At 72.7% G+C, this 10,071-nt stretch carries 5 protein-coding genes; all 5 read right to left on the bottom strand.

Going from position 1 to position 10,071, the window contains the following annotated elements; all coding sequences use genetic code 11:
* Positions 1–4,203 (bottom strand): amino acid adenylation domain-containing protein (locus ACIQGZ_RS28895; protein WP_402607541.1); only part of this gene is annotated, 4,203 nt, incomplete at its 3' end.
* A gap of 51 nt (positions 4,204–4,254) precedes the next feature.
* Positions 4,255–5,517, bottom strand: coding sequence for a beta-ketoacyl-ACP synthase II (fabF, locus tag ACIQGZ_RS28890; protein ID WP_402607538.1), 1,263 nt, complete (start codon positions 5,515–5,517; stop codon positions 4,255–4,257).
* Positions 5,517–7,298 (bottom strand): thiamine pyrophosphate-binding protein, encoded by a 1,782-nt coding sequence (locus ACIQGZ_RS28885; protein ID WP_402607535.1) that lies wholly within the window; start codon positions 7,296–7,298, stop codon positions 5,517–5,519. Before ACIQGZ_RS28885 ends, fabF begins: the two co-directional genes overlap by 1 nt.
* On the bottom strand, positions 7,295–8,563 hold the full coding sequence (locus ACIQGZ_RS28880; protein ID WP_402607533.1) for an aldehyde dehydrogenase family protein: 1,269 nt from the start codon (positions 8,561–8,563) through the stop codon (positions 7,295–7,297). Before ACIQGZ_RS28880 ends, ACIQGZ_RS28885 begins: the two co-directional genes overlap by 4 nt.
* Complete coding sequence (locus ACIQGZ_RS28875; RefSeq protein ID WP_402607530.1) at positions 8,560–10,026, bottom strand: class I adenylate-forming enzyme family protein; 1,467 nt, start codon at positions 10,024–10,026, stop codon at positions 8,560–8,562. The genes ACIQGZ_RS28880 and ACIQGZ_RS28875 overlap by 4 nt, the downstream gene beginning before the upstream one ends.
* Positions 10,027–10,071 lie beyond the last annotated feature (45 nt).

Raw genomic sequence — 10,071 nt, 5'->3', positions numbered from 1 at the left:
GAGCATGATTTGGAAGAGGGGGTGGCGGGCGAGGGAGCGTTGGGGGTTGAGGGCTTCGACGAGGCGTTCGAAGGGGATGTCCTGGTGGGTGTAGGCGGCGAGGTCGGTTTCGCGGACGCGGGTGAGGAGTTCGCGGAAGGTGGGGTCGCCGGAGGTGTCGGTGCGTAGGACGAGGGTGTTGACGAAGAAGCCGATGAGGTGGTCGAGGGCTTCGTCGGTGCGGCCGGCGACGCCGGTGCCGAGGGGGATGTCGGTGCCGGCGCCGAGGCGGGTGAGGAGGGTGGCGAGGGCGGCTTGCAGGACCATGAAGAGGCTGGTGCCGCTTTCGCGGGCGAGTGCGGTGAGTGCGTGGTGGGTGTCGGCGTCGAGCTGCCAGTGGAGGCGTTCGCCTCGGTGGGTGGCGACGGCGGGGCGGGGGCGGTCGGTGGGCAGGTCGAGGACTTCGGGCAGGTCGGCCAGGGTGTGGCGCCAGTGGGCGAGCTGGCGGGAGATGACGCTGTCGGGGTCGTCTTCGGAGCCGAGGACCTGGCGTTGCCACAGGGCGTAGTCGGCATACTGGACCGGCAGCTCGGGGAGTTGGCGGCCGAGGTAGGCGGCCTGGAGGTCCTGCATCAGGGGCGCGAGTGACCAGCCGTCGCCCGCGATGTGGTGCAGCACCACCAGCAGCACATGCTCACCCGGGGCGGTGGCGAAAAGCTTGGCGCGCAGCGGCAGCTCCCCGGCCAGGTCGAACCGGTACGCGGCTTCAGCGGCGAGCGTCGCCGCGAGCTCCGACTCGGTGACCTGGACGATGTCCAGTGGGAGTTCGGCGGTGGTCAGGATCTGCTGGCGGGGTTGGCCGTCGGTTTCGGGGAAGACGGTCCGCAGGCTCTCATGACGGGTGATGACGCTGTTCAGCGCGCGCCGGAGGGCGGGGATGTCCAGTGCGCCGCTGAGCCGGACGGCGATCGGGATGTTGTAGATGCCGCCCTGGGTGTCCAGCCCGTCCAGCAGCCAGAGCCGCTGCTGGGCGAAGGACAGCGGGACGGGGTCGGGCCGCTCGACCGCCCGCAGCGCGTCCCGCCCCCGGTCGGCGCCGCTGAGCGTCCGGGCCAGCCCGGCCACCGTCGGGTGCTCGAACACCGCCCGGATCGGCAGCTCCACATCCAACGTGGCACGCACCCGGCTCACCAGCCGCGTCGCCAGCAGCGAGTGCCCGCCCAGCTCGAAGAAGCTGTCGTCCACCCCGACCCGCGCCACCCCCAGCACCTCGGCGAAGAGCCGGCACAGCAGCTCCTCCCACGGCGAACGCGGACCACGCCCCGACCCGACCACCCGCTCCGGCGCCGGCAGCGCATTGCGGTCCAGCTTCCCGTTCGCCGTCAACGGCAGCACATCCAACGCCACGAACGCACCCGGAACCATGTAATCGGGCACCCGCGCGGCCAAGCACTCCCGCAGCTCGTCCTCCGAAGCCGCACCCACCGTGTAGGCCACCAACCGACGCTCGCCCGCCACGTCCTCACGGACCGTCACCACGGCCTGGGTCACCCGGGGGTGGCGGGCGAGCACCGACTCGATCTCGCCCAGCTCGATCCGATGGCCCCGGATCTTGACCTGGTGGTCGCGGCGCTCCAGGAAGACCAGCTGCCCCCGCTCGTCCTGCCGTACGAAGTCGCCGGTGCGGTACATCCGCGCACCCGGCTCGTCCGTGAACGGGTCGGCGGTGAAGACCGCCGCCGTACGGGCCGGGTCATCGAGGTAACCGCGCCCGACGCCGGTCCCCGCCGCGTACAGCTCCCCCGCCGTGCCGGGCGGGACGGGTTGCAGCCGGTCGTCCAGCACGTACAGGCGGGTGTTGCGCACCGGGCGGCCGATCGGGACCGGCCCGGACGCCAGGCCGTCGATTGAGTCGATGACGGCGTGGGTGACGTCGTCGGAGCACTCGGTCGGGCCGAACGCGTTCAGCAGCGGGATGCCCGGCCGGCCGCGCAGCCACCCCTCGCAGACCTCGCGCGGCAGCGGCTCTCCGGTGACCATGAGTAGCCGCAGGTCATCGAGCGGGGGCTGCTCGGCGCCGGGCGCGGACCAGCTCTCCAGGGCGGCGCGCAGCAGGGAGGGGACGACCTCCAGCACGGGGACGCGCTCCCGGGCGACGAGCCCGAACAGCGCCCCGGGGTCGGCGGCGGTCTCCCGGCCGACCACCCGGACCCGACCGCCGACGACCAGCGGCGCGAGCATCTGCCACACCGAGATGTCGAAGGTCAGCGGCGCGTTCTGGACCACCGTGTCGGCGGCGGTCAGCGCGCAGTCCTCGACCTTGGCCAGCAGGTGGTTGTTCATGCCCCGGTGGTGCACCATCGCGCCCTTGGGGGCGCCGGTGGAGCCGGAGGTGAAGATGACGTACGCGAGGTCGTCGTCGGCGCCGACCACCGCCGGCGGCTCCTCGCCCGGCTCCGCCGTGGCGGGCACGCTGAGTGAGGGCAGCGCCCGCGCCAGTCGGCCGTTGAGGTCGGCCACCGTACCGGCCTGCTCCGCAGGCGCGATCAGGGCGGCGGCCCGGCAGCGCTCCAGCAGGGACGCGGCCCTGGCCAGCGGGGCCTGAGGGTCGACCGGCAGATAGCCGGCGCCGATGCCCATGGTGCCGAGCACGGCGGCGACGAAGTCAGCGCCGGGGACGGCTAGCAGCCCCACCACATCGCCCCGGACCACCCCGGCGGCCCGCAGGGCCCGGGAGACCGCGCCGGCCTTGGCGGCCAGCGTGCGGTAGTCGGTGTCGCCGTGCTCGTCGGTGACGGCGACGGCGTCCGGGCGGCCGAGGGCGTGCTCCCGCACCCGCGTCACGATGTGCCGCAGGTCGTCGTCCTTGGGGTGCCGGGTGGCGTCCCAGCCGCTCCGCAGCCGGTCGCTCTCCTCCTCGGTGAGCAGCCCGATCCGGCCGAGCGGCAGGTCGGGCCGCCGGGTGGCGTGCTCCAGGAAGCGCAGGAAGCGGGCGTGGTGGTCGGCGATCTCCCGGTCGGTGTAGAGGTCCGCGTTGCCGTCGAAGATCAGCTGGACTTCGCGGCCGTCGTTGCGGTCCAGCGCCGAGATCTCGATGTCCTCCACGACCCCGTTGGAGAGGTTGTGCGCGGTGACGGGGTGGCCGCCGAAGGTGGTGTCGTAGTCGAACGGCATCACGTTGACGGTCACTGCGGCGAGCCGGCTGCCGCCGCCGGCCTGCTGCTGGTCGCGGGCGATGTCCTCCTGCCGGTACCGCTGGTGGCGGATGACGGCGCGGGCGTCGACGGTGCACCGGCGCAGCAGCTCGGCGAAGGTGGTGGCGGGTGTGAGGTCCAGGACCAGCGGCAGGATGTTGGCGGTCGCGCCCGGGGTGGCGCGCAGCAGCGGGGTGGTGCGGGCCTGGAGCGGGAAGCCGATCGGGACGGTCCGGGCGCCGGTGGCGGCGGCCAGGTAGGCGCCGACTGCGGCGGCCAGGCCGATCGGCCAGCTGCTGCGGGCGTCCCGGGAGACCCGCTTCAGCTCGGCCATGATCCGTTCCGGGACGGCGGTGCCGGTGCGCCGCAGCCGGGCGGTGGCGGTGGCGGTACGGGCGGTCAGGCTCACCGGTTCGACCCGGCGGGCCACCCGGGCGCGCCAGAACTCCCGGTCCTTGCCGAACTGCGCCGACTCCCGGTAGGCGGCCTCCTCCGCGATGAACTCGGCCAGGCTCGCGAAGGTGGGCGGCCCGTAGTCCTCGCCGGCCACCAGCGCGTTGTAGATAGCGGCCAGCCGCTGGGTGTACAGCCGGCCGCCGGTGCCGTCGCTGATGATGTGGTGGCTGCGGTTGAAGTAGATGTAGTGGTCGTCGGCGAGCTTGTACAGCGCGTCGTTGTAGTGCGGCCCGTTCTCCAGGTCGAAGGGGTGCAGCAGCCGCTCGTCCATCGCCCGCAGCACGTCCGCCCGGGGGTCCGGCCGGTCGCTGTGGTCGTGGTGCTCCAGGTGGATGCCCCCGGGGACGAGGTACTGCCAGACTCCGCTGTCGTCCTCCACGAACCGCACCCGTGCGGTCTGCTGCTCGTCGAGCGCAATGGAGAGTGCCCGGTCGAAGAGTTCCGTATCGACCGGGCCGTGGATCTCCAGGTACTCGCTGGCTTGGAAGACGTTGTCCGGGTTCAGCTTCTGCGCGTACCAGACGCCCAGCTGGGCGGCGGTGAGCGGCTGGCGGTCGGCAGTGGACCAAGGCATGTGTGGTGTCTCCGAGGGCTGCTGGCGGCGGCTGGACGGGTGTGCGGTGTGCTACGGGCGCCAGCGGCGCAGGACGAGGACGGCGTTGTGGCCGCCGAATCCGAAGGAGTTGCTCATCACGACGTCGACGTCGTGCCGCTGGGCGGTGTGGGCCACGAAGTTGACCGACGGGTCGATCGGCCGGTGGCAGTTGATGGTCGGCGGGACGATGCCGTGGTTGATCACCAGCCCGCTGATGATCGCCTCCACCGCCCCGGCGGCCCCGATCATGTGGCCGGTCATGGACTTGGTGGAGCTGACCGGGATCTGTTCGACCCGCTCGCCCAGGACGTCGCGCAGCGAGGCCAGCTCGCTCTGGTCGTTCATCCGGGTACCGGTGCCATGGGCGTTGACGTAGTCGACGTCCGCAGCGGTCAGCCGGGCGTCCGCCAGGGCGCCGCGGATCGCGCGGCGCGCGGCGGTGCCCTCCGGGTGCGGGGCGGTCCAGTGGTAGGCGTCGGAGGACGCGGCGTAGCCGGCCACCTCGGCGAGGATGCGGGCGCCCCGTGCCAGGGCGTGCTCCTCCGCTTCGAGGACGACCATGCCGGAGCCGGCCGCCATCACGAAGCCGGCCCGGTCCTCGTCGAACGGCCGGGACGCCTCGGTGGGGTCGCCCTCCCGGGGGGAGAGCGCCTTGGCGTTGCCGCTTCCCGCGATGTCGACCCGGGTGATGATGTCCTCGGTGCCGCCCGCGAGGACGGCGTCGCTGACGCCGGTGCGAATCCAGCGGACGGCCTCCCCGATGGCGTCGGCGCCGGAGGCGCAGGCGCTGCTGATCGCCCGGGACGGACCCATGGCGCCGGTGGCGAGGCTGATCTCCCCCGAGGCGCTGTCGATGGCGCAGGTCACCGCGGAGAGCGGCGAGACCACCCGTGGCCCCTTGGCGTCGAGCTCGCGGACGTGCGCCGAGATCGACGCCATCGGGCCGTACCCGCTGCCGACCAGCACCCCGACCCGCTCGGCGTTGGCCTCGTCGACGGTGAACTTGGCGTGCTCCAGCGCCTCCTGGGCGGCGGCCATGGCGTACTGGGCGTACCGGTCGGTGCGCCGGGCCACCTTGTACGGGAAGTACGCCGACGGATCGAAGCCCTTGACCTCGCCGGCGATCCGCACCGGGAGGTCCGCAGCCTCGATCTGGGTGATCGGCCCGATACCGCTGCGGCCCGCCAGCAGCCCTTCCCAGCTGTCCGCGAGGGTCAGCCCCAGTGGGCTGACCATGCCCCAGCCGGTGATGACGACTCTTCGGTGGGCCGGGCCGGATGCCTCCGTTGACATCATTCGTTCCCTTCGGTTGCGTCGAGCGCGGGCAGCAGCGGGAAGTCGCCGCCCGCCTCGGCGGTGGCGAACAGCGCGTCGGCAAGTTGCACCCGCACGTTCAGCACGACCGGGTGGCCGGACTGGCAGAGTTTCCAGGCCTGTCCGAGGTCGTCGCGGAGCGCGGTCCGATCGGCGGGGCTGAACTGGTGGAGCCCCGGCAGTTCGAGGGCGCCGGGCTGCGGCGCGGCCGGGTCGGCGAAGCGGTAGCCGGGCAGCGGGGCCTTGCGCTGGTCGAGCTGGCTCTGCAGCCAGCCGTAGCCGCCGTTGCGCAGCACCACGTACAGCACCCCGAGCCGCTGTTCGACCAGGGTGGGCAGGTCGGCGTCGAAGAGGGCGAAGGCGCCGTCCCCGACGAAGGCCACCACCGGCCGCTCCGGCACCGCCGCCTTGACCCCGGCGGCCGCGGCGGCGCCGAAGCCGAGGCTGGTCTGCTCGGAGGGCACCACCGAGCCGCCCGGCGCGCTCCGGTACACCGGGTAGCGGTAGGACCACATGTCCTGGAGTCCGTTCTCCTGGACCAGCACCAGGTCGGACGGGAGCACCTCGGCGAGCGCGGCGAGCAGGTCCGGGATCTGTACGCCGGGCTGCCCGGCCGACTCGGCCAGCCGGGCCCGGTGGTCCTCGTGGAGCTTCGCGTGCACCTGGGAGGCGCGCCCGGCCCAGTCGCCCTGCCCGGCCCAGTCGCCCTGCCCAGCCGGGGAGGTGAGGCCGGCGAGTTCCCCGGCCAGCAGCGCGGCGGCGTCGGCCAGCACCTTGGGGCCGGCGAAGTCGGTGTGGAACTCGGCGGCGTCGACGTTGACCTGGACGACCGGGACCTCGCGGCCGATCCGCTGCGGCCAGCCGTAGGTGGCGGTCTCCTCCAGCCGGCTGCCCAGGGCGAGTACGCAGTCGGTCTCCCGCCACAGGTCGGCGGCGGCCTCCGGAAGGTACAGGCCGGAGAGCCCGCAGAACTGCGGATGCGACTCGTCGAACGCGCCGCGCCCGCTGGCGGTGCAGAAGACCGCGGCGCCCAGCCGCTCGGCCAGCCCCTCCAGCGCGCGCCCGGCGTTGCCGTGCCGCAGTCCGCCGCCGACCAGCAGGACCGGCCGCTCGGCGGAGCCCAGGAGCCGCCGCACGGCGGAGTCCGCACCGAGCCCGACACTGGCGGGGCGCAGCACCGGCTGGACGTCCGCCGTCTGCTGCCCGGCCGGGACCGGGACCTCCGCCGTGAGCAGGTGGTCGGGCAGTTCGAGGTAGACCGGCCCAGGCACGCCCTCCCGGGCGACGAGCAGCGCGCGGCGGAGCATCGGCGCCAGCCGGTCGGCGGAGTCGACGCGGGCGGCCCACTTGACCAGCGGCGTGACCACCGCGAGCTGGTCCAGCTCCTGGAAGGCGGCGGCGCCCCGGCGCTCCACCGCCGTGCCCGCCGAGAGCAGCACCACGGGCGCCGCCGAGCAGCGCGCCTCCAGCAGCCCGGTGACGGTGTTCGTCACCGCCGGGCCCTTGCCGGTGAAGGCGATCCCGGTCCGGCCCGACTGGAGGGCGTACCCGGTGGCCATGAACAGCGCGTTGCGCTGGTCGCGGCAGAGCACCAGGCGGATGCCGCTGTCCTGGAGGGCTTCCAGCAGGTCCAGGTCGTCGGCGGGCAGGCCGAACGCGGTCGCCGTGCCGTGCTGCCGCAGCAGCCCGACGACGGCCCGCCAGCAGCCGGTCACGGTGTCGGCGGCGGTGCCCTGCGGCTCGGTACGGGTGTCGGTCACCGGGAGCCACCGCCCCGGGGGCCGGTGGCGGTCCCGGCGGCCGGCCCGAGGTGGTCCGCGACGGCCTTGGAGATCAGCAGCGGCTCGGTGTGCCGGGTCCCCCGGATGGCCGCGTAGTTGGCCCGTACGCCGGTGCCGCCGAACGGCTCGTTGCCGTTCTCGATGTCCACGATGGTGGCGTCGACGCTCACCGTGTGCCGCAGCCGCAGCCGGTCGATCAGCTCCGGCTCCTCGCCGTACACGGTGGCGGCCATCGCCCGCTCCTTGAAGAACTGGTGGTCCAGGGCCTGGTGCAGCCAGTCGCGGCTGGTGTAGGGCACGATGTTGAAGATCGGTGAGAACAGCTCGGGGGGCTTGGTGGTGCTCTCCACCGGCCGGACCACGATGGTGGGGCTGAGGTGGCCTTCGGTGAGGTCGGCCCGGCCGCCGACCAGGATGAAGGCGCGGTCGTGGAGGAGGTAGGTGAGGGCCGCCTCGAAGGCGTCCAGGTAGTACATCGACCCGTAGTCGGCGGTCGGGTCGTCGTACCGGCCGTGCTTGAGCGAGCGCACCCGCCGGCTGAGCAGGTTGCAGAACTGCGAGCTGAGCGAGGTGTGGACGAAGTACACGTCCGGGCCGAAGCAGTCCTGACCGGAATTCAGCATGCGGACCCGCAGTGCCCCGTCCACGGCCTGGCTGATGTTGGCACCCGGCCCCACCACGAAGGGGTTGACGCCCTGGCCGAAGTAGAGGAACAGCTGGTCCTTGCGGAGCTGGGCGCGGATCTTCTCCGCGTTGTCGAAGGCGCCGGTGAACACCAGCACCTCCGACCGGGCCGCCGCGTTCGCCAGAAAGTCCCGCTGCTCGGTCGGGCCCGGCTCGATCGGCAGGCCGTGGACCTCGCTGAGCAGCTTGTGCAGCTTCTCGAGCTGGCTGCTGATCCGACCGGACGGCCGGAAGACCAGCCGCTCGGTGTAGAGGCTGGGGATCAGCAGGTAGAGGATGTAGCTGTAGAGCGGAATGTTCGAGGGCATCAGCACGGCGAGCTGCCCGATCCGTGGCGGGCGGTACCTGGTGACCTCGCCCACCGCGCCCTCCAGGGCGGCGATGGACACCTCGATCTCCCCGACCGCAGTCCGGTGGTTGCAGCTCTCGAAGAGAATCTGAAGGATTTCCTCGCGGCGGGTCCGGAGCAGTTCGGTCACATTCTGAAGGGCCGTCCTCCGTTCCGCGAAAGGGATTTCGTACCTCTGCTCTTCCTTGACCTCGGCAATGATCTGATTCACCGCAGTACGCCTCTCTCGCCATCTCGTGCGACTGCAATTTCCGCCTGTTTCAGCAGGGACTGCCGGTCGATCTTCCCGGTGTTGTTCAGGGGGAATTCCGGGAGGACCACCACGCGATTGGGCCGCTCGTGCTCCGCGATGTGCTCGGAGACCGCGGCCCGCCAGTGCGAGGCCGGCCGGCCCGCCGGGTCCGCCACGAAGAACACCAGCTGGGCCTGGTTCAGCTGCCCCCCGGGCACCGGGACCACCCGGACCGGGGCGCCGCAGGCGCTGGCCCGGTCGGCGATGCCGTCCGGGTAGAGGGTGTGCCCGAGGCGGTGCACTGCGGCCCGGCGGCCCAGCACCGTGAGGTTGCCGACCGCGTCGAGTCGGCCGATGTCATGGGTGCGGTACTCCGCGCGGTCCACCGGCAGCACGGTGCCGCCCGGCCCGAGCAGACCCGTCATGTAGTCGGGGGTGCGGACCACGATCTCGCCGATGACGCCCGGGGGGACCGGTAGTCCCGCCTCGTCCACCACCCGGACGCCGATGCCGTCGAGCGGCCGGCCGCAGCCCACCGGGTTCGGCAGCACCGCCAGGGCGATGTTCCCGGCCTCGCTGCTGCCGTACCCGTCGAGCAGCGGCTTGCCGGTCCGGCTGCGGAAGCGCTCGCTGAGCTCACGTCCGAGCGGTTCGCCGCCGACGCACCACATCCGGACCGAGCCCAGCCCGGCGGCCGTGCCGCGCCCGCTCTCCAGCATGTTGAGCAGGGTGTGGTACGTCGCGGGCACCGCGTCGACCACCGTGACCGCGTGCTCCGCGATCACGGTCAGCGACAGGTCGACGCGCTGGCTGCGGGTCTGCACGACCAGCGAGCAGCCGGTGGTGCACCAGAGCAGCAGCATCGACAGCCCGTACTGGTGGGTGAAGGGCAGCAGCGGCAGCAGCACGTCGTCGGACCGGTACGCCATCCGGACCCTGGTCCGCTCGATGTTGGCCGCGATCGAGGCACCCGAGCGGACGATGCCCTTCGGCGCCCCGGTACTGCCCGAACTCCAGACGATCAGGGCGTCCTCGCGGGCGAACCACCGCGCGAAGCGGTCCAGTGGGGCCGCGCCGCGCCCGCCCCGCACCCCGGCCGGGGCCGCCGTGGCCGCCCCCGCGCACAGCGCGGCGAGCGCCAGCCGGGCGGCCCCGGAGCCGCCCGTGGTGGGCGGGGCGTCCGTGATCAGCCAGCGGGCGCCGGCCTCGGCGCTGAGCCGGTCCTGCTCCGGGACCGGTATCCGGCAGTCGACAAGTGCGATGGAGACGCCCAGTTCCATGAGCGCGAAAAGCGTCAGGATGAATTCTTCGGTATTGGCTCCGGTCAGCATCACGCGGTCGCCGGGGCCGATTCCGCGAAGCCGTAGTTCCCGTACGACGGCTGTTGTCGCACCCTCCAGCACGGCCGGCGACAGCCGGCGGCCATCCGTATCGATGAGCATCCCCACAGGACCCCCGGCTCACTCGGATTACCTTCGAACGCGAGC

Origin of the sequence: Streptomyces sp. NPDC092296 (assembly GCF_044755465.1) — a bacterium.
Classification (GTDB): domain Bacteria; phylum Actinomycetota; class Actinomycetes; order Streptomycetales; family Streptomycetaceae; genus Peterkaempfera.
This window is presented reverse-complemented; position numbering and strand designations above follow the sequence as displayed.